The sequence below is a fragment of the Photorhabdus viridis genome (assembly GCF_040256935.1).
In the GTDB taxonomy this organism is placed as follows: Bacteria; Pseudomonadota; Gammaproteobacteria; order Enterobacterales; family Enterobacteriaceae; genus Photorhabdus; species Photorhabdus viridis.
The window spans coordinates 58260-81026 of sequence record NZ_JBEJZY010000022.1; the positions used below are offsets into that span (position 1 = coordinate 58260).

The window sequence follows — 22767 nt, forward strand, 5'->3', positions numbered from 1 at the left end:
ATCTTGGATAGACTTTATAACCTTTTGATCTTAAAAAACGAGTAATATTTACTCCTTCATTATCTTTAAACTTTAACTTTTTAACGTGTTCATAGTTAACAAACCAACAATGCTTACAAGCTTGTCCACATGTTTTGCTACCAATATAAGTATCAACATCAAGATAAATATGAATGTCTTGGGGCTTTATGTGACACGTTCTGGCAAGCTTTGTACAAATCCCGTAGGATCAGCTTTAGCCGCATTAAGCAAAGTGCTGTCATCAAAAGTTAGGTAAGCCCGCCCAGGCTCTAGCGCTTTCGCCAACGTTGTTTTGCCGACCTGGCGAGGACCGAGCAGGCACACCACTGGCGTATCAACCAATGCTACCTTGAGCTGTGGTGCTATGTATCTTGGGTGTAGTGTGTTATTCAAAGCTGTTCTTTTGTGCAATGTGGAGAATGAAGCTTAAATTGGCCCGTCTATTTGTTGGTTATGCTACCGTCTAAATGCTGGTTTGTATAGCGTCTATTTGCTGGTTTAATCTCCGTCTATTTGTGGGTTTATGACGTTCTTATACAACAATCAAAACTTTTTGAGTGTTTATCGCCCCTCGTCTGAGCATCAGGAGAAACTTCTAAACAACCAATATTGAGAAAATTATAGGGTCTTACTGATACCGGAGACCTGCAATAAGCTTATTTGAATTATACATACATATTCCTCTTCTCAGTTAATTTATACTTTTTAAATAAAAAATACAGGAATATCACTGCAAGCAGGATACTTGTTAATTTGAAAGTAAATTCGATAGAAATAAGTTTTGCAGTATACCCCCCAATAATTGGCATCAAAATTGCCACTACAGATGAAATTTTCTGTATACCTCCTGTAGCTTTCCCTACATGTTCAAAACCAATAATATTTCTTACGCCGTATCTGATTGCGAAAAATGTCACACCAGAAGCCGTACCAACCAGGAAAATTAATAAATAGTATGTAGCATAATGATTTGTTTTTGCGTCTAAAAAACCAACCCCCCAAAAGGCCACAAAGTTAACCATAATGGAAAATAACAGGAGATTCTTGGCTGACAATCTTTTAAGTAACCAACCAGAAATTCTCGTTCCTACTATGCCACCGATCCCGAGAAGTGAAATTATGTAGCCTATGCTACTTTCACTTTGTCCAATCTTCTCGAAGAAGATACCAAGCATATCATTGCTAAGAAAAAAGGCTAAGTTTGACAAAGTATAGGCCGAAACAAGTAAATATAAGTCCGGTTTACTTTTCAATTGCTGTATAAGTGAGAAACGTTCTACGGCAGTAGAATTTATATCTTTATTTTCATCAGACCGAAAAGTATTATCAAAGTATGATGTCAGCATGCCGACTAAGTTAAATATCATTGATAATGACAGGACAAACCATAACCCATAGTACGTGTTTAAATAAACAACAAATAATGGAATGGCTATCCTGCTAAAGTTAGTAATATATCCATAAATTTCATAAAATCTTTGAGATTCATTATCATCTATATTCAATTTTGTATTTGATATTCCAAGACCACACCGACAAGTTGTCTTGATTAATGTAATTACATAAAGAAATATAATTGGATCAGCTACAGATAAAAAAGGCATGACAATGCCATTAATAAAGAACAGCAGTATCCTCCATTTTAATATACTCCCGTTGTCAAACAGCTTGCCAAATAATCCACTTGCCACCAGGAATGGAATAGCGAAGCAAGCACCTAATATTCCCATTTCGGATGGCGTAGAATGCAGACTATATATAGCTATAATACTTAAAATAGCATAATCAAGATAAGTATCAAGTTCATTTACACCTATACTAATGTACTTTTTCATCGGTTATCATCCAGATTATGATAGGCATAAACATATATTTACACCTATCTTTATTTTGTAAAAAAAAATATTATCTAGAAATTGATAGTCCATAATTACTCCTTTCACAGTTTAGGTTAACATTAATTTATTTACCGTAAGTAAAATTAAATATAAGCCAACACATTCCTTTATGTAAATTAGCTGTTAAATTAAAAATTTTATTATTGTGAGCCAACTCATGTTTTTATAACCTCCCAACATTCCTTATTCTTATATTTGAAAAACAATTTAAATACATACATATACCACATGAAATATTGAATGATTTTCTCGCATTAATCTTATTGTACACATTTATTTACATTCAGAATTAATAAATGCATTACATATCAACACATATAAAAAAAGCCCCAATCTTGCATTCGCAAAACTGGGACCTGGTGTCTTTCGCTTTATGTCGGGGAACTGAGCACCATGACAAGATGGGAGAAGAACCGCCAACTAGCTACGCATTGAAAGCTGGCTCATAACCTGAACCACTTTCCCACTTTTATTGAAAAAGCATTTATTATCGAGATAACGATCGCACATAAACTGGGCAGTAGCTGCGCAATAAAACCAAGAATAGTTCCCTGACTTACTGGGGAATGATGATGAGCCTCGCCACCCATAGCAATTTGCATGAAAGCGGAATTTGTCAGGTAGGCATAAACCAGGCCGCAAGTTCCCGTAACCAGCAGAAAACTTATCAGCATGGCGACCACCGCCCCCGCCATCTGAGGTAATCTTGTTCTGATTGAATGGATGGCGAGAGCGGTCAGGCAACCTGCGGCAAAACCCCAGCCCAATATATACCAAACAGCCATTAACCCTTTCAGCGCAGTGTTGTGCGCCATTTCCAGAATATCGGCACGCCACAATATAAGGTTCAGACATGCAGCCAGCACAGCCAGAAATACGGAAATAACGAAGCTGTTGGGCAAACTCGATTCTTTATTCACTAAAACACCTTTAGACAGTCAAGGAATCTTGCACCTTTTATCGAGTTAAGAAGAAAACTGCCCAAAATACCAGCAATGAGTGCAGCAGTGTATCCCTTAATAAGGAACAACAACGGCATGTCTATTGAGCCCCAATAATTCAGCCCCACGTTATGGTCCAACCCCCAGCAAAGTGTCTGGCAAACACTGAAAAACAGAGCACTACTCACTGCGGTCATGATATAAGCTCCAGCGCTTCCAGGCATAAAACGGGCTGAGAGCAGATAGGTCAATCCCCCAACGGCGGCCCCCATGCCGATACCGCATAAACCAAGAGCCCATACCAAACGCCATACCAGCGGGCCATTGTCGGGAAATAAAATAAAACTCATTAAAAGAAATCCAGCCTCTGCGATAAAACCCAGAGAAATAAATAGCTTAATCGTGCGTATAGCACGTTTTTCCCCTTCTGCCACCGCATATTGCGGATGTTGTTCATTCACAGCTTGATTAGACATTTTTCATCTCCTTAATGTGCGTTAAGTATCACAAAATACTGCGGAAAATAGTCTGATAGTGTTTTTTAAATCTGAACCCAAATTGTCTTTCTGCAAAACAGAGGAAATTGTATTTCCTTCATAATTTACCTCTAATTTGTTTCAATCACTGGCTTTTCTTAATTATATAAGCTATTACTGAATAAAGTCAGAATAATAGATCAAATGAATTATTTGAGAATACAAGCAAACCAACAGATCAAAGAAAACAAACTATATATGATGTAATTACTATGGTATGAGGATGAAAACCTGTCAATGTAAAAGAAGAAATTAAGAAAATAGTCCAATATATAGAATTAATATTTTGATGCTTTCTCCCACCAGCCTGACAGAACCCTTGCGTTATTATCCAGGAATAAACACTGAACTTGAGTTGGCAAACAACGCCACACCTATTCAGTGTTGCCAACTTGGCTGTCCCACTCAAAGAATTGGCTTTTAAATGATAAAAGATGCGATGCCATTTATTGCTATAAGAAACAACTGATTTCATTTCTGCGCTCTTAATTCCCTAATATACTTAGCATCATAATTATTTCACCCTGGTTAATAACTTGCGATTTGATTATTTATCACTAAAATATAATAAATAATTCAGAGCAATTTAATTTTATAATAAAAGTATTCAAGTATAGGCACAATTTCAACCTTATAGATTTGACAATAGCCTGATACTTAGTTATGACTTTATTTAAGAAGTAACAAAATAATTATTCAATGAACTAATTGTTACCAAGACAGAATAATGACAACCACGATAACTAATAAAGCTCAATATTTAGCCATTGCCCATATCTATAGGGAGATATATAACTACCATGAATAAATCCGATCAAGAATTTAATGTTAATGAAAGTACTGTAAAGGTAGATGGAAAGGATGTCAGGTTCTTCACAGCTAAACCTCCAGGCCTGACTAAGGATAATGCCAAGAGTAATACGGTGGTGTTGGTGCATGGTACAAGCGGAAATACAACGCTGCATTTCTGTCATCTATTTCCACTCCTAGCCACAAAACACACTGTTATATCACTGGATTTTTCTCAACCAGTGAAAGCAGGCGAAACCCTGACTCTTGAACACCTTGGAAAACAGGTCGAAGCCGTTATTGAAACAGCGGCTCCAGGGGAATCTGTCACCCTGATAGGTTATTCTATAGGCTCCGTCGTTGCTGCTTCTGTCGCCGCTAAACGTCCGGATCTAGTTCGTAATTTGGTTCTGCTAGCAGGATGGCTGAAAACAGATTTACAGATGGAAAGATTTTTTGCTGTCTGGCGTCATTTATGTGAGACCAACTCACCGGTTCTTACAGAATTCGTCATGTATTGTGCTGGTGGTGTCCCAGGTCATGTGAATATGGTTCCAGACCCACCTCCAACCGGATTTGAAAACATCAATCCGGGAGAATTCGATATATTGCAACTAGATCTTGATGCCCGCGTTGATATCACTCACATTGCTCCTACGATAAAAGCCACAACGCTGATTATTGGCTGTACACACGATAACATAACCCCCACCTACCATAGCAAAGCACTTTTCGGCGCAATTCCGGACGCACGCTATATAGAGATAGAAGCCGGGCACGCTGTCATTTATGAACGCCCTGCCCAGTTAATGTTGGTTATTGACCAGTTCTGCGCAGCACCTTCACTTTACCCTGCCGGGACCATTATTCCCGCTGACCAGATATAATCCCTTTTACGCTCTGGAGAGCCATTATGAATAAAAGTACACCAGAACATAATCCACAAGCAGATATATCGCAGGTCACAGATGCAGAGATTATTATCATCGGCGCAGGTTTTGCCGGCCTTGGTATGGGAGCCCAGCTTAAGCGCAGATCTCAGCACAATTTCCTCATTCTCGAACGTGCCGATGATGTAGGAGGCGCCTGGCGCGATAATACTTATCCCGGTGTAGCCTGTGATATCCCCTCACACCTTTATTCTTACTCATTTCGCCCCAATCCTGACTGGTCTCATATTTTTTCACCAGGGAATGAAATATTCACTTATCTTCAGGATACAGCCAGGGATGAAGGGCTATTGCCTCATATCCGCTTTGGCGCCAACGTTGAAAAAGCCTATTGGGATAACCAAAAAGAGCGCTGGATAATTATCACCACCGCAGGGGTTTTCAGTGGGCGGTTCTTGGTAACAGGTACCGGGCATTTAACAGATGCAAATCTTCCACAAATCGAAGATTTGAACAGCTTTACGGGGGAAGTTTTTCATTCAGCCGGCTGGAAACATGATGTCTCTCTTCAAGGTAAGCGAGTAGGTATCATCGGATCAGGCGCTTCCGCAACTCAGATAGTGCCTGAAGTGGCGCAAAGTGTCTCTGAACTTGTTGTTTTCCAGCGAAACCCATCCTATATAATTCCACGTCCTGACCGAAGTTATTCCGATAGTGAAAAACAGCGTTTCCGACGCGATCCAGAGTCTATTCCCGCTCTTCGTGCAGATATATTCTGGCACTTTGAATCTATGTACCCAGCCCGTCGTTCTATTCCGCAATATCTTGCAGAATTCAAACGTATAGCCTCAGATCATCTTAAACGGCAAATCTCCGATCCAGAATTACGTGCAAAACTTACCCCCAGCTATGAAGCAGGTTGTAAAAGGTTTGTGATTGCAAGCAATTATTATCCTACTTTTCTACGCGATAACGTCAAACTCGAAACCTCAGCCTTACAGCATATAGATGGGCAAAATGCAGTTTCAGCGGCCGGCAACAGTTATCCACTTGATGTGTTGATCTTCTGTACTGGTTTTCAAACCACCCAGCCACTTTATTCCCGCCTGGTTCATGGCCGTGATGGCCTCAGCCTTGCTGATCACTGGGCCCAGGGTATGGAAGCTTTCGCATCAACCACTGTTACAGGTTTTCCAAACCTATTTATTATCAACGGACCGAATGCGACGCTTACTCATAACTCAATGATTTATATGATTGAGTCTCAAATAGAGTATATTCTCGGTGCTATTGAATACAGCAAGAAAAATAACAACTGCGTACTTGAGGTTTCTCCCGAAGCTCAACATCGTTATGTAACCGAATTACAAGAGCAGATTAATGGCACAGTATGGGTTGGAGATAATTGTACAAGCTGGTACCGTGATTCCCGAAATAAGCGTTTAACACTGATATGGCCTGATTTTGCTCACACCTTCAGACAGCACAATAGCAAATTTGATCCTGCTCCTTATCTATCTCATACGACAACCGAAATTACTAATCCATAAGTTTTAAGCCGCAATTGGATATTCATTCTGTGAGACGGCAAGGGAGAGAGCTTATCTCCCTTGCCGATACCAACAATCGCTTTAGAATGGTTTGGTCGGCAAATACTTCCCGTCGAGGGTAATCACAGCACGGGAACCGCCATTAGGATCATCAACCTTTTTGATATCAAGTTTGAAATCAATCGCGCTGATAATGCCATCACCAAACTGCTCATGGACCAGCGCCTTAAGCGTTGAGCCATAAACTTGCACCATTTCGTAGAATCGGTAAATAGTCGGATCAGTCGGTACACCTCCTGGGATACTACCGCGCACAGGGATAGTTTGCAGCAGAATGAAAGCATTCTCATCAAGTTCAAGCCGGTCAACTACTATCCTCGCAGTGTCGGCAGGCAATGGATGCTGACCTAGCAACGCAGCGGTAACGAATGCGAGACTCAGGCCCGTTCCTTGTGCGATATCCTCAAAAGTCAAATTCTTGCGTGTTTTGGCGTCGATAATAGCATCGGTAAGGATCTGGCGGGGAGTTTGGGAATATTGAGATTGTGTCATAATGATTTCCTTTGGATTAATCGGCTATTAAATGCCGTGGTGAAACATGAATTGCGTTGCAGAAACATACTGATGGATGAAGAATGAACGAATTTATCTATAGCGTCAAAGATCGGATTACTATCATCTCTATAGTATTTACCAATAGTTGACACGCTCGGGAAGCCCTTATAGTCTTCACTCCATCGTGGCCGATAAGACAGCTGACAGGTGAAAAATGAGCAAATTTTTCTATAGTTTCAACGATCGGCCTGTCATTATTTCCATATTACTTTCAAATAGTTAATTAACATGCTGCTACGACACATTCGTTATCTGCTGGCAGTTGCCGAACATCAGAACTTCACTCGCGCCGCAGAGGAACTTCACGTCTCGCAGCCAACCCTATCGCAACAAATCAGGCAACTTGAGGAGTCACTGCATGTGCAGTTATTCGACCGATCAGGAAGGAGTGTACGGCTCACCGACGCTGGCGAGGTATACACAAGTTATGCCCGCCGTGCATTGCAAGATCTGGATGCTGGGCAGCGTGCGATTCACGATGTACAGGATTTAAGCCGTGGATTGCTCAGGCTCGCCATGACACCCACCTTCACGACTTACTTCATCGGCCATTGGGTAGAGCGTTTCAACGCACACTATCCGGGAATTGAGTTGAATATCAAGGAAATGACGCAAGATCAGATAGAAGCGGCTTTAACGGAGAACCAGCTCGATCTCGGCATCGCGTTCTCCGAGGTACGATCCCCCGACATTGATAGCGAGCCATTGTTCATCGAAACACTCAGTCTGATCGTTAGTCAATCGCATCAATTCATCAGTCAACAAACATCATTAACAGCGAAAATGCTGGAACATGAAGGATTAGCGTTATTAAACAAAGATTTTGCAACGCGAAGCCATATCGATTTGTACTTCCAGAAGCAGGGGATCACGCCGCGCATTGTAATTGAGGCTAACTCAATCAGCGCAATCGTAGAAATTGTCCGCCGGGGACGGCTCGCAACTTTGTTACCTGATGTCATAGCCCACGAGCAGGCAGGGCTCTATTCCATTGCCATTCAACCTCCGTTGCCGCAGCGCAACGCTGTGCTGTTATGGCGCAACGGGGCGTATCGAAGCGCTGCAAGTCAGGCATTTGCCAATCTGATCACGCACCGTTTCGACGCACACCAGGAAAGTAATAATTTCTGATAAACAGAAAACACCATGCGCTTGGCAGCTTCCGAATTAGAACAACCAATCTACAAGTTTGTTTCTAATGTAATCAGATGAAAGACGCTCCTGCTCTAAACGTGAAGAGTGGAACCGGCCAGAGATGAGATCATTAAACAACTTTGCTTCATCTTCATTTAGCGATGAAGGATTGGATTCAACTGGATTTGGTTCAGGAACCATTCTATCTTCATGAACTTTAACGGTTTCAACATCCATCATCAGGGATTTAATATCCACAAACTTATCTCTGGCGTCACTGAGAATAGACAAGCCCCAGGTATCAATATCTCCCCAATACCCTACACGTTTGTCTTTCAACCATGCCGCATCCATCCAGGCAACGTTTTTCCCTCCTCCTATCACCGCTACTGTGTCAGGCATGTCAGGTAACGCCAAACCAGACTGTAAGTTTTCGACGACTAATATATTCGATGCTGGAAGTTCGTGCTGTTTAAGTAATTCACCCGGTATTTGAAGTATCGGAATTCCACCAAGCCCAACCGTCGCAGTATGGCAAAGCGGTCTGATGGTTAACCAGCCCTTGGGATTTGTTAAACAACCCAACCAAGCAGTAAGGCCTCCAAATGCTGAAACGGCACCTTTGTGAATCACATCGGTCAGCTCTTCGATCAGGATTTGGTGGTTCTCAAGAAACTTAGTATCAATACCAATGAGAGGTAATGCTCTTAAATATTGTCCTTCCCCCAAGCCTTGCTTTAATTGTGGGAGCAGCTTTGCCAATAATTCCGCATCTCTCAGAGAGAGTTTTTCCACAATATCTATACATTTAACCAATGCAGGATAGAGATCTTTATCAATCCGTAAGAATGGCTTCATATTCCTTTCCCATACCTTACTGCGGGAAAGGGCATCATTCCCTAAAAATTGAATCAAATATTGCATCGATTCAATGACAACAAAAGTCGGGATTCTCTGCTCAGACAACTCCCGGAAATTTTTGGAAGACCACTCCACATGGTCTTGATAGGGAAATGATTTCCACTCTTCAACAAATCGCTGAAAATGAACCATATCTGATATGGCAGAACTGCCTCTGGGGGGTTTTAAACCAACGCGGACAGGGAATGCTTTGCTGCCCAGTAATCGCGCCTTTAGTGAGGAAAGATTATCCCACTCACGTTGCTTAATGAGCTTCTTAACCTGCGCCGGTAGTAACCCCCAGCGCACCCCATTCATCTCTCTTTTCATATCAGTTTCTCAAGTTCGATACGTAACTTTTTCTCTTTCTCTTCCCCCATTCTCCGGTCAATTTCTTCCCAGGTGACTTCACATAAATGGCTGTCGTGGTTTTCCTGGTCTCTTTCGGCAATGAGCAACGAACGGGCCGATTCTCTCGCCAAATTCAGGTTCTTATAAGGTGTAATCAAATTAACGTGAATATGCAGTTCCCTAAACACCCTAAGCACACGCCGACTTACTGTTTCGGCCGTATTAGAGAATGCTTCATCCAGAAAAACAGTACAGTAAACAGGCCGATCATAGCCAATCGGCGTTAAAACGTAGGCCAAACTTGCCGCGACAATAGTCGCCGCGAATGACTCCTTCTCTCCTCCAGACTTTCCACTGGATGACTCCAATACATCACGGATCTCACCCGTATTAATATCCAATTCTTCAGCATAAAATGACATCTGATAACGGGGATCAAGCAGCCTTAAACTTTCTAATGTATTTGAGGAGCCTGGCGCACTGGCTTTCCCAAGGATCTCAACTACCTTAGCCAACTGACGGAACCGCGCTTCATGGTCATCACTGGTTACCTGACTAAGCACCTTACGCAGATGCTGTTCAAATTCATTAACATGTGGGAATTTCTCCCTCTTTGAACCCAGCTTTAAATGTGTCTCCGATCGAAACTCTGTACGCTTGAGGACCCGGTTAATGATGTCAATCCGCTCGAGGATATCTTCCCGTTCAGATTCAAGCTTAGTTTTAATCCGTGCCAGCGACTGCGTTGCATGCTTATTCAAACGTTCAATAAACTGCTCCACAAGGTTGGGAAGCCCTTCCTCTTCCAGTTGTCGTAAATGATTAAGATAATCAGGTAAGCTGCCAATATCACTTTGCCAGTCAACCGTGAAAACTTGCCATTTATCATTAGACCTGAACGAAACCATAATGCTGATGGCTGATCTTTCCGCTCTGTCTTTATTGTTCCGGCTAGAATCTAATAGACGATCCAAATCTTCTTCAACTTTTGACACCAATTCAGCCATCCGGCTTAAATCGCTTGTATTAAGCACGCCTACCCGAATCGCAAGTAACTGCCTGGCTGAATCAGGTAATCCCTTCTCCGCTTTTGCCTGCGCTTTGTTCCACTCTTCTTGTGCATTTCTCAGCGTATTTTTAACGCCACCAGAATCAGAGTTGAGTTGATTTAATGCCGATTGAATTTGAGCCAATTGCTCTTTAGCCGATTCCCAACGTTCTCTGGCTTTATCAAGATCACCGCCTGACTGTTCTAACACCTTAAGGTCAGCCTGCAAATCAGAAAGCTTTTCGTGCCAGTAAGGAGCATTAATATCATCCCAGCGGTAACTTTGAATCTTCTCCCAAAGTATTTTACGATCAGAAACAGAATTCAAATCCTGACGGGCCTGGTTCACCTTTTTCCCGATTTCTTCCAGTTTTAAGCTTAAATCTTTTTTATCATTATTAAGAATGGCTAAACGTGATTTGTTTGAAAAGCCCAGACACCAGCGTCTTCTATCATCTATCCGGTGTTGATCTTTTTTCTCAAAGCGCCCCTTATCCATATGCATTAATCCCTGTTGTGTCATCGAAAACGGGGTTTGATCCAATTCTTCCGTATTCGAAACACATTGCAGGTCAAATCTCTGCAAATGATGCTTGAGCCACTCCCGATAAGGGTGAGTGCGCCATACCAATTTCCTTAAATAACCATCAGGCTTAAACTCCGCCGATTGACCCTGGTTAGTCGCAGCATTATTCACAACTTGAACGCGTACATGTAAACCCGTATGCCGGGCATTTAACCAGCGAGTCACCATCGAATAACAATGATGTGGCACAGCCAGTGTTGTTCGTAACCCGCCCAACGCCCTCTCTATCGCGCCTTGCCATATCTTTTCATGATCTTCGACGTCGATAAGCTCACCGATAAATACACATTGGTCTTTACTTAATTCTAAGGAATTAACCAGCTCATCCCGCAATTGCTGATATTTCACATCAATATTAGAATCCGGCCTTGCCTCGATTTCCCGAATTTCCTGAGAGATATCATGGATATTTGCTTGCAACTCACTGAATTTGGCACTGATGGTGGCAAACCTGTCCTGATACTCTTCTTCGTCTCGCTGAATACTGGCAAGTCTGGCTGATGCTTCGGATTGATTTTTGAGAAATACAGCCTCCTCTAATACAGAAGGAAGAGCCAGCTCGTTGGCATGAGTTTGATATTGTGATGAATTTCTGACCACCCGATTCAATTGATCTTGGGTATGACCCATCTCTTTTCGAAGCGACTCTATTTTATCCCCGCCAAACTGAAGATATTCCTCATGCCTTCGTTCAACCAGCTTATCCGCATCGATTTTCTGCCCTTCCGCTTGCTTAATTTTAAGGGATAGTGCTTCAAGTTCAGCCTCAATATCGGCAATTTTCTCACTCCACAATTGTGCGAAGATTTCCCCAAAATAGACCGGAAGGCTATTTCTTTCGACCGTCAGCGCCTCAAATTCTTTCGCCGTTTTTTCGATAATTGCGCTGAGTTCAGGTAACCTGGATAAGTGCACCTGTTGTGCTCTTGCATCCACTAATTGACTATGAATCGCCACCAGATCAGCAAACTCTTCCACTACCTTTTTGGCATCATCTTTGACTGTACTCGGTTCAAGTACCAATTCACGAATCAACCCGGTTAAATCATCAATTTTTTTCAAGCCCAACGCCCGCGACAACAGTGCAGGCGCATTCTTATTGTCCATATACAGAAGCTTTCGGTACAACTCCTGATAATCGGAAAAATTATCATCACAGCACGTAATCGCCGGGTCATCACGAAGCCATTGCTTGAATGATCGGGCATTACCATCCCCAAAAGCATCAAGCATTTCCTTAAGAGTCAGGTCTCTTTTAGCGACAACATAAACTCGTGTCACGTCCGCCAGCACATTCGTCGATTTAGTGATCCAGAAAAGTGCCGCAAGTGTGATTTTTGAACCATCATCACCCTGATATAACGCTCTCAGCCCAGTCACCACGCCAGATTCACGCTTACTTCTGACTCTCGTACCCGCGCCATCATGGGCAGATCCAAAACTTCCCCGCATATAAGAAAGTAAAGTCCGGTCAGAACGATCTCCCTGCGCCGCAGCCACATTAAAGGTTGCCTTTCCGGCAGGAAGGAGCAAAGCCATAAGACCATCAATAAACGTTGATTTTCCCGCGCCGTTATCCCCAGTGACCAAGGTTCCCATCGGATCGATCAACGCGGTATGCAAGCCGTTAAATGAACCCCAGTTATAAACTGAGAGTTCGGCTAATCTGATTTGACCAACATGAAATAATGAATTAGCCGAAAGAGTTTGATCAGTCATTTTCATCTCCTGTTTCCTCCTCTCCATCTTGATAATCAACAGCGTTGCCGCCGTTTTTATTTAGCTCAATACCCTTTTCGCCCGCCATTTTCAGGTATTCATTCAACATACTTTCAAGGAATTCAGCGCTGACTACGTAGCGGATCACCGGTGTAATCTCGAAGCGATCCTCACTTCCCCGCACCGAACTCAATATTTTTTTCGTCACCATTTTCTCAAGAGCGCCCTTGAGTTTTCTCCGGTCAGATTTAGTACTGTTTGTCAGCGGTAAAAACGGTGTCAGATGGGATTCTATACGCTCTATATCAATGATAATCCTTTGCTCGCCCGACGTTTCCCGGTCCTGGTAGTGTTTGCGCAGCACTAACAGCAACAACGTATCGTATAAAGAGAGCGTCCTTCGGCTAATCAGAGAGACAACCTCTTCATCATCTATACCCAATGATGCGGTATCTTCCTCATTTTGAAAACCGGCTATAAAAGCGACACCCGCTTTCTCATCTAAGACCAACTTCAAATAGACTTCTGACAGATGTTTGCGTACAGCACATTGGTATCGACAGAGTAATTCAAACAACTTGGCTTTCTGTGAAGACAATATAACGCCCTGACGCAGCAAGCTAACCAATACCCGGCGTGCATCAGGCGGCATGCCACTGTTTGAACTTTCAGGGTGATCACTGACTAACACATCATCAACTTCAACGGATGAACTTTTATTGGCAGCGACATCAGATTCAACAACAGATGTGCCTGTAAGCGGGTTATACTCTGATTGAGTATGATGTTTTATCAACTGATCGAAGAACCCTGTTTGCTGCTCTTTCTGAGGATCTGAATCAGACTTCCCAAGGGTTGCGGGGGCGCCATTATCTTTATTCAACTTTTTGTCTTTATGCATTCCAACCCTCACTATGAAATCTACAGCCACTTTTTATTCACCACTACGCTATTCACCATTACAGCACCAATTCATCCAAACTGTCTGGAAACAGGTCTGCACTCAGAAGAAAAGTGGGGATAGACGCCCGCAAGCGAATTCCCTGTTTATCATTAATTTCAATTGATTCCTTCTCTTCCAATGATGCAGCCCCGACAGATTTCGCAACCCGCAAATAGGCAACTAACTCCTCCAACCCTGAATTAAGCGGGTGATAATGCGCAATAGATGCAATCGTCATTGGACCAAACTCTTTTAACGTTTCTAACGCCCTCTCAGCGATCAATCGGATTTGAACAGCATCAAGACAATCCAGCATCTGTATACTCGGTTCTCGAGAGTTAAACTGTTCTTCAACACCTGAGGTATCCAGCTTTTCATCGGGTGATTTAAGGAGCATGCTTTCGGGAGAACTAATACTTGCCGCCCCAACGGGCAATGAAAGAGCTGTTGTTGTTTGCAAGTCGCAATCAGCATTCTTCAATTCAACAGCAAGTCGTTCCAATTGACCAAGCAATCTATCAACAGCACGATTTTCTTGAGCTGTGCCACTCTCTATGTAAGCACGCAAGCTCTCTTCCGTTCTTCGCCTGATTTGAAAAACTCTGTCACTCTCGCGGCTCAATTCTCGCATGAGCTGATTTAAGAATTGCCGTTGCTGGGTAGTTAAGTGTTCTGCGACCGGACGATTTAAAATGCTTCGAAGCTGATCCCGCAGCTCCATAGTTCTATTTTGATCACATAACAAATCAAAAAAGCTTTCAAACGCACTACCGGCATCCGTTTTAGCCAGCAACGCTTCTTTTTCCAAAACAGAGAGAAGAACATCTCCTCTGGTGGAGTCTCCCTCAATAATTTGAATACGAATTTCCTGATCCAACCGACGAATTTCATCTTCAACCCGGCGGAAATCACCCGTTAAAACAGAAGCCAACTGGTAGATCTCACGAATTCTCTCCCGCTGCTCAACCTCGGTCAGCTCGGTTACAACACCGGCCCTCAGGGCATCAATCTCTCTCTGAATTTCGGATTTTCTATCTTCCAAAAGCGTGACACGCTCATCGACATTTGGGCTAATCGCCACCGCAAAGTCCCTGACCGCTTCCTGAACAATTCGAAGATGAGACGCAGTGGTTCCTGAACTTCGTTCATCAAGACCTTGGCTAAAACGGAGCGCAATTTCACTGGCATCTGTTTTTGTTAATGTGTCATCCATCTCACGCAACCAGCCTTCCCGAATCCATTTATTGAGATAAGTGCCGGCACCCGTTTCCGTTTCCCAAAGACCAAGTTCACGACAGCGTACCAGCTCTGCGTCGAGTGACACGCGGGCACGACTAAAAGGGACTTCACTATCCTCCGAAAACAACTCCCCCAGAAATGCCAAAATTAAAGGGGAATTATCAGCTCTTAACAATTTCCAGGCAGCACTTTCCTGAAATAGACGGCGGTACTTTGCCTGTAACCCTTGGAAATTCAACTTGCCTCCCGCTGTGTGATTATGAGTAAAAAGCGATTAAATGAGTACTGGCCTACCACCCTTTCCAAAAAGCCACCACCAAGAATTTTGTATAATTCACAATCAAATAAAAACCATATCATCATGTTTTTTATTATGTCAACGCCTGTTATTAACTCTTGTAATTATTAGGCGCTATGATCAGAGAGAGAATATAAGATGATAAACAATGTCTCCATTATCATTAACAAGGGAAGCGGCGGGAGTACCCTTCGAAGTTTAAAGATGGGCGGTCTGGACAGACCGCCCCGATGCAAACAGTGGAAAATTCCTGCGCGTTACTTCCTGCGAACGGGCAAACCAGTACCGCGAACGCTATCTTGTGGTAAAACCAGCACAGCTACCGACCAAGCTGGCAACGTAACTGCGCCATCTTTCGCTATTCTGATACCGGCCGCCAACGAGGTATTACCCAGCTCGCTTTGAATATCGTTCAACTTCAATCCCTTGACATTAAGGTCTCTCACCGTAGCAAACCATGGTGCAGCATTGATCATCACCACCAAACCGTCAAACCGCAAATCACGGTCATCATCGGTGGTATTACCATCATCTATCGTCATCACCAGTAATCCGAGTTGCTGATTCGGTCCGACATTACGAAAATCGACACGTTGCTTAACCGATGCACCATCACCGAGCGTCATTAAAGGTGAGAATTGACGCAGGCGCAATAGTTCCTGATAAAAAGCTGTCATCTGCAATAACTCAGTTTGGCCTGGTTTATCCGCTACGTTTTTCACTCGTTCAATCAATGCATAATTTCCACCATCATCACGCAGACCCGGCATTCCAACATCATAGTTGTTGTCTTGATAAGTGTAGCTGACACGGTTAAACCAATCGCCGGCATTATAGGAATCACGGGTAAAAGACTTAGAACGCAGTAGTTCCGATCCATGTTGGGCGAAAGCCAATCCCTGTCCAAGGAATGTAGCAGCGAGGGATATTGCCTGCATACGAACCCTAGTTGCCAGATCCGCCTCACGCGCAGCTTTGTAGCTGATGATGTCCCATAACGTTTGGTTATCGTGTTTGGATACATAATTGATCACCTCAATCGGATCAGCAGCATAACCGGCTATAGTCCCTTTATAGTCAATTTCTCTACCGGTTTTCACCACCCCATCTTTATCGATCAACACGAAATCAGCCAGATTGCCCGCCATACCCAAACGTACCAGATCCGCTAGATGACGCACCTCATTAGCATTTAACCAAGTCTGTTCGTTAGGTAACGTTCCAGCACCATTACCCACTCCCTGGTTAATACGAATGCTGTCAGCAGAATCGAACGGTCCACCACCCTGTACTGCATCACGCAATCGATCAGAGAAAGTACCAATTCCAGTACCCTTAAGATTAATCTGTGAAGCTATCTCGAAACGATCGTCCTGCCCGGAATTCCAACCTTCACCGAAGAAGTAGACCGATGGGTTAATTGCACGTACTTTTGCCAGCGCCGATAACATCTGTGCCTTAGGATGAAAGCCCATTAAGTCAAATCGGAACGCGTCGATCTTATAGTCCTTAACCCAGGTAACCAATGAGTCTTCAATGAGTTTAGCGAACATGCGGTGCTCTGGCGCCGTATCGTGGCAACAGGTGTTGGATTCAACATTACCACTGATTTCATTCAGGCGATGGTAGTACCAAGGGACTATCTTATCCAACACGGAAGATCTGTCTGTTGGGCCCGCAGCATTGGTGTGATTGTACGCTACGTCCATAACCACATTCATTCCCAGTTGTTGCTTGATAGCCTGAATCATGGCGCGAAACTCTTTTATACGTACCGAACCTTCCGCATCTGTGGCATAAGAGCCTTCCGGTACTGAGTAATGGAACGGATCATAGCCCCAGTTGTAGGAGTCGGTTTCTGCAATCATCGCATTCAGCTCTTGTACCTGTGGGTTATCTGCATTGTCACCACTCAGCAATTCCTGTAACACTTCACCTACGGTTTGTGAACTATTACAGTAATCAGCAAAGCGACTATTTCTCACCATAGGGTTAACCTGACATAAGCGACTGAATGGGTGGTTAAGATCAGCTACTTGGTCGCTGAATTCATTAACGGAAGCCAAATCAAATACCGGCAACAGCTCCATATGAGTGACTCCGGCCTGACTCAATGCCTTAAGATGCTTGAACATATCGCTGTTGTTAGCGGTCAGAGCCAAATATTTACCACGCCAGGCTTCTGGCACCGTGCTATCTGCAACGGAGAGATCACGGACATGAGCTTCATATATGGCCATGCGCGCAATGTCCGCCGGTGTATTTTGCGAACGCGGCATGATCAATCTATCCCAGTTTTGTGGTTTCAGTGCCTCATCATCCAAGTTGATTACCTGACTGTATTCCGAATTGGTGGATAAGCTGTGGGAATAGGGATCAGTGACCTCATAGTGTTCCACATTACGGGAACGTGGATGGAACACCGTTAGGGCATAACGGTAGTAAGCACCAACCAGCACCTTATCACCTTGCCATGACCAAGAGCCACTAGCAGGATCACGGCTCATTGGATGGTTGGCGATTATCTGTTTATCTGTATCGTAGATAACCAGCCCAACATTCTGAGCAGTAGGCGCCCACAAACGGAAAATAACACCTGCATCATTGATCAGCGCACCATATTCCAACCTGTCAGCTGCATCGGCAAAACGGTCATCCAGCACTCCGGCAGTTTGTACTTGAGTCGCCGATAATAACAAACCTTCTTTATTAGTCGCCAACACGACCAAATCACCGGTGAGTAATGTCTCGATATCCGTGTTTTCCGGCAGGTGGAACGCTGTTAAATTCTTCAAGTGTGGAAATCGAACAGCTGTTTTCTGGCTCAGGGTCGTCGGTGTTAATGCCAGATAACTATCGGTAAAGTTTCCTTGATCATTGGCTACGACTTTGCTCCGGCTATGATATAAGCGGACATAAGGCTTATCTGCTCCACCTGACCACAACAGTGTTTGATTATCGACCCAGTGGGCCGAAGCCTGGGAAACACCGAACACAGATTCAAAGGCTTCCGCCCGACTGCTATAGATTTGATTACTGCCGGGTATCACAGAAATGGTACGGTTACTGAAATCGGAGAAGGAAATTCTCAGGTCACTGTCGATCAATTTAGTGTTGTTGCTATCACGCACGATAAAATTAATACAGCCCTCGTTTTTGTTTAACGGCACAACCCAATAAGGGCCATAACTATCGCTGCCCGTAGGAATTGCACTGAAATCATCCCAGCTCAATGAGGGAGAAGCCAAAGAATCACAGTTTTTATCGTTCCATAGATAAAGCGTGTTAGTGCTGTAGTCATGATTTGTTATCGGACTTTGACTTAATTTAGCAATGTCCACCAGATGGATCACGGCCTGTAAATCACCAGCATGGGCTGCTTCACCCGGTATTTTGATAGGGAGATGCGCTATCGGCTCTTGCGGGGTATTGGATGAAGAACCATTGTTATCACAGCCAGCCAGTAAAACAAATGTACCGCTTAATAGGACCCGGTAAGCCTGTTTAACGAAGTGAGCTACCATAATCAGACCTTTTAATTGTAAGAAGTTATCGACGATATTATTGCGAATAAATTAAATTGGAAATATTAAATAACGTCTCAGATAAAACAGCATCCTCCTAATTTTGATACTGATAGGGAGGATGAATCAGGAGGAGATGCTTTTTCGTGATATCGCGCACAATAATAATGTAATAATCTTTTATTACATAAGGTTCATGTGAGTTTATTTGCATTATGCCATCCACTACAGTGCAAAAATAATATCTGGCACATTGATTGTCATTTTTATGTATTTTCACGAACTTTATTATTTCTGCAAAAAAGCATTTATTAGTCGAATCTTCCAAACAATTAGAGACAATAAGTTAATTATTGTCTCTATTCAGAGATACAATTATGGAAGGCATTAAATCTAAATTCTATATTTTTCACATCAATATAACGAATATTGTAATCGCCAGTAGAAATATAAATTTAATTCACTATTTATGATTACCGAAAGGATATATTTCATGATGTTAAGATGTAGTAAGAATATATAAATAAAACAACTATCAGAGCAAACAAATTCAGGGTGAATTGGATTTTAAATAACGTTTTTAATTTAGTGTCACACTAAAATTCATTACAACGTAATTATTTCATCAAAAATTCCTCAAAATAAGTAGTTGACTACGATAATATTAAATTCCAGCTTTTTCATTTTAACTGATCACTTCTTAGCCATTAATAAAATAATTTCGATAGATGAATGCTGAATAAGCGTTTACGACGGTTTTTACTAAGGCTCTTAATACCATGTCAAATTTCCTGAATAATTTAAGGCAATCATTTAGCAAATCGACTAAATGAGATGATTTTCGTTCCCTTAGGCATCCCTCATCGCCAACAAAAATACTTATATTTATCAAATAATTAAAAAAAATTCCGCAATTATTCCATATTTGACCAAAAAAAACACTTTACAATCGATAGTGATAATTATTATCATTCGTATCGCTTTCAGATGAACCGCCTTCAGGGTAAGGATGAAAGCACGACATTGCTCACATTGCTTCCAGTGTTTACTTTAGCCAGCCGGGTGCTGGCTTTTTTTTTATTGATCAATCCGGTTGTCATATTTTCAAAATATTTGAACAATTAGGTTAGGTTTTTAGACTTTTATGTTATCTCTTCTCAACTAGACTGTAAAAACCATTGAGGAGATTTGAATATGATCTATTTACGCAAAGCATCAGATCGCGGCCACGCCAATCATGGCTGGCTAGATAGCTGGCATACCTTCTCATTTGCCAACTATTACGACGCCAATTTTTTGAATTTTTCAGCGCTGAGAGTGATTAATGAAGATTTCATCGAAGCAGGTCAAGGTTTTGGCGCCCATCCACATAATGATATGGAAATACTGACCTATGTACTTTCCGGTGCAGTTGAACATCAGGATAGTATGGGAAATAAAGAGCAGGTACCCGCCGGTGAATTCCAAATTATGAGCGCAGGTACCGGTATTCGTCATTCAGAATACAACCCGAACAGTAATCGCCAATTACATCTGTATCAAATCTGGATTACTCCAGATAAAACCGGCTTGGCACCGCGTTACGAGCAGCGACGTTTTGATGATATGCAAGGTCGCCAGTTAGTGCTCTCTCCCGATGCGCGGGATGACTCACTAAAAGTCTTCCAAGACATGACCTTGTGGCGCTGGGTACTGAAAAGTCATGAAACTTCCGAATATCTTATAGAGAATGGCCGTTATATCTGGATACAAGTAGTACGTGGAGAAGTGACTGTTAATGGTGTGCAAGCAATCACCAGCGATGGTCTGGCGATCAGGGATGAAACCCATCTTCAACTTAACGCCAGTGATGATAGTGAAATATTGCTGTTTGACCTTCCTGCGGCATAAATCCCCGATAAACCTCACCCATACGGATGAGGTTTATTTATCAAGAAGAAACTCACAATTACAGTTTAGGACCCGCTTTTACTAACGCTTCTCCTGCTGGGGTATCCGTGTATTTATCAAAGTTATCGACAAAACGATGTGCCAGATCTTTCGCCTTCTCTTCCCACTGAGATTTATCTGCATAAGTATCACGTGGATCAAGAATATCGGTATCAACACCAGGCAACGCAGTCGGAACCGCCAGATCGAAGATAGGTAATGTAATGGTGTCAGCTTCCTCAATATCACCACTCAGGATGGCGTCAATGATTCCACGGGTATCCTTAATAGAGATTCGTTTACCCGTCCCATTCCAGCCAGTATTCACCAAATAAGCCTTGGCGCCTGCGGCCTGCATGCGTTTTACTAAAACTTCCGCGTATTGAGTTGGATGCAGACTTAGGAAGGCGGCGCCGAAACAGGCAGAGAATGTTGGTGTTGGTTCCGTCACACCGCGTTCTGTACCAGCCAGTTTTGCCGTGAAGCCAGACAAGAAATGGTATTGAGTCTGCTCCGGCGTCAGACGGGATACCGGAGGCAACACGCCAAACGCATCTGCCGTCAGAAAAATTACCTTGGTCGCGTGACCTGCTTTGGAAACCGACTTAACAATGTTTTCAATATGGTAGATAGGATAAGAAACACGGGTGTTTTCAGTTTTTGAACCATCATTGAAATCAACCGCACCATCTGCCAGTACCGTCACGTTTTCCAGCAATGCATCACGTTTAATCGCATTGTAGATATCAGGTTCTGCTTCTTTGGATAGATTAATGGTTTTCGCGTAACAGCCACCTTCAAAGTTGAATACGCCGTCATCATCCCAACCGTGTTCATCGTCGCCAATCAGCTTACGTTTTGGATCAGTAGAAAGCGTGGTTTTACCTGTACCTGATAAGCCGAAGAAGACAGCAACATCGCCCTTCTCACCAACGTTGGCAGAACAATGCATTGAAGCAATGCCTTTTAATGGCAACAGGTAGTTCATCATTGAGAACATCCCTTTCTTCATTTCACCGCCGTACCAGGTACCACCGATAAGCTGCATACGTTCTGTCAGGTTGAACGCGACAAAGTTTTCAGAATTCAAACCCTGCTCTTGCCATTGTGGGTTAGTGCATTTTGCACCGTTCATTACAATAAAGTCTGGTTTGAATCCGGCCAATTCTTCATCTGAGGGGCGGATAAACATGTTCTTAACGAAATGAGCCTGCCATGCAACTTCTGTAATAAAGCGGACTTTTAGGCGTGTATCTGCATTCGCACCACAGAAAGCATCGACAATAAACAAACGTTTGCCTGAAAGCTGTTGAGTAACCAGACCTTTCAGATGCGTCCATGTTTCCTGTTGCAATGGCTTGTTATCATTCTTGCCTTTTCCCTGGTCAGCCCACCATACGGTGTCACGGGTAACATCATCACGGACAATATACTTATCCTTGGGGGAACGACCAGTGAAGATCCCCGTATCGACAGCCACAGCCCCCAGGTTGGTCAAAGTGCCAATCTCGTAACCTTCCAGTGAAGGTTTGGTTTCTTCTGAAAATAACAGCTCATAGCTTGGGTTATAAACAATCTCACTAACATCATGGATTCCATAGTCCGCGAGTTCCTGCGGGGTAATGCCTTTAACACTCATGTTATTGCTCCTGGGTCTGGATAGTCACGCTTTTTCTGTGAGCAATAATAAATAGTTATGATTAATTAACAGCGATTGTTATCAAAAAATTGAAAACCTATCATTTTTTTAGCGAAAAACGCCGTAAACCCTCGCCCAGTGCGGGCGGGGATATAAGGCGAAAAGCCCGCAGGGCTTTAAAGATCAATCTGGCGTTGACTGACTCTGAACGTAGGCT

Annotated in this window: 15 protein-coding genes; 4 read left to right on the top strand and 11 right to left on the bottom strand. The window is 43.0% G+C overall.

Annotated features, from left to right (window positions below; genetic code table 11):
* Positions 1–186: 186 nt before the first annotated feature.
* The 4 genes from ABR397_RS11290 to ABR397_RS11305 form a co-directional block, all read right to left on the bottom strand.
* Entirely contained in the window at positions 187–414 is a 228-nt protein-coding gene (locus tag ABR397_RS11290; protein WP_350305841.1) for an AAA family ATPase, read from the bottom strand.
* Positions 415–686: 272 nt separating this feature from the next.
* Positions 687–1856 carry an MFS transporter gene (locus ABR397_RS11295; RefSeq protein WP_350305842.1) on the bottom strand — a complete coding sequence of 390 codons (1170 nt, stop codon included), beginning with the start codon at positions 1854–1856 and terminating at the stop codon, positions 687–689.
* Positions 1857–2362: 506 nt separating this feature from the next.
* Positions 2363–2839 (bottom strand): hypothetical protein, encoded by a 477-nt coding sequence (locus tag ABR397_RS11300; protein WP_350305843.1) that lies wholly within the window; start codon positions 2837–2839, stop codon positions 2363–2365.
* Positions 2839–3336, bottom strand: coding sequence for a hypothetical protein (locus tag ABR397_RS11305; protein WP_350305844.1), 498 nt, complete (start codon positions 3334–3336; stop codon positions 2839–2841). Before ABR397_RS11305 ends, ABR397_RS11300 begins: the two co-directional genes overlap by 1 nt.
* Positions 3337–4196: 860 nt before the next feature.
* Here ABR397_RS11305 and ABR397_RS11310 point away from each other — a divergent pair.
* Both ABR397_RS11310 and ABR397_RS11315 read left to right on the top strand, forming a co-directional pair.
* Positions 4197–5072, top strand: a complete 876-nt coding sequence (locus ABR397_RS11310) for an alpha/beta fold hydrolase (protein WP_350305845.1) — start codon at positions 4197–4199, stop codon at positions 5070–5072.
* A 26-nt stretch (positions 5073–5098) separates the two neighbouring features.
* Complete coding sequence (locus ABR397_RS11315; protein ID WP_350305846.1) at positions 5099–6625, top strand: flavin-containing monooxygenase; 1527 nt, start codon at positions 5099–5101, stop codon at positions 6623–6625.
* 81 nt (positions 6626–6706) lie between these two features.
* On the opposite strand, the gene cynS is transcribed toward ABR397_RS11315, so the two are convergent.
* Complete coding sequence (gene cynS, locus ABR397_RS11320; protein ID WP_350305847.1) at positions 6707–7177, bottom strand: cyanase; 471 nt, start codon at positions 7175–7177, stop codon at positions 6707–6709.
* Positions 7178–7468: 291 nt separating this feature from the next.
* Between cynS and cynR the strand changes: the two genes are divergently transcribed.
* On the top strand, positions 7469–8371 hold the full coding sequence (cynR, locus tag ABR397_RS11325; protein WP_350305848.1) for a transcriptional regulator CynR: 903 nt from the start codon (positions 7469–7471) through the stop codon (positions 8369–8371).
* Positions 8372–8407: 36 nt separating this feature from the next.
* On the opposite strand, the gene ABR397_RS11330 is transcribed toward cynR, so the two are convergent.
* The 5 genes from ABR397_RS11330 to pulA form a co-directional block, all read right to left on the bottom strand.
* Positions 8408–9604, bottom strand: a complete 1197-nt coding sequence (locus ABR397_RS11330; RefSeq protein ID WP_350305849.1) for a DUF3322 domain-containing protein — start codon at positions 9602–9604, stop codon at positions 8408–8410.
* Complete coding sequence (locus ABR397_RS11335) at positions 9601–12978, bottom strand: ATP-binding protein (RefSeq protein WP_350305850.1); 3378 nt, start codon at positions 12976–12978, stop codon at positions 9601–9603. The genes ABR397_RS11330 and ABR397_RS11335 overlap by 4 nt, the downstream gene beginning before the upstream one ends.
* Positions 12971–13879, bottom strand: coding sequence for a DUF4194 domain-containing protein (locus tag ABR397_RS11340; protein ID WP_350305851.1), 909 nt, complete (start codon positions 13877–13879; stop codon positions 12971–12973). The genes ABR397_RS11335 and ABR397_RS11340 overlap by 8 nt, the downstream gene beginning before the upstream one ends.
* A 58-nt stretch (positions 13880–13937) precedes the next feature.
* Positions 13938–15398, bottom strand: a complete 1461-nt coding sequence (locus tag ABR397_RS11345) for a DUF3375 domain-containing protein (protein ID WP_350305852.1) — start codon at positions 15396–15398, stop codon at positions 13938–13940.
* A 317-nt stretch (positions 15399–15715) separates the two neighbouring features.
* On the bottom strand, positions 15716–18982 hold the full coding sequence (pulA, locus tag ABR397_RS11350) for a pullulanase-type alpha-1,6-glucosidase (protein ID WP_350305853.1): 3267 nt from the start codon (positions 18980–18982) through the stop codon (positions 15716–15718).
* 1194 nt (positions 18983–20176) lie between these two features.
* Between pulA and ABR397_RS11355 the strand changes: the two genes are divergently transcribed.
* Positions 20177–20872, top strand: a complete 696-nt coding sequence (locus ABR397_RS11355) for a pirin family protein (protein WP_350305854.1) — start codon at positions 20177–20179, stop codon at positions 20870–20872.
* 58 nt (positions 20873–20930) lie between these two features.
* Here the strand turns inward: ABR397_RS11355 and pckA are convergent, their stop codons facing one another.
* The gene (pckA, locus tag ABR397_RS11360) at positions 20931–22550 is read right to left on the bottom strand and encodes a phosphoenolpyruvate carboxykinase (ATP) (RefSeq protein ID WP_350305855.1); all 1620 of its coding nucleotides are present in this window, start codon (positions 22548–22550) and stop codon (positions 20931–20933) included.
* Positions 22551–22767: the final 217 nt, after the last annotated feature.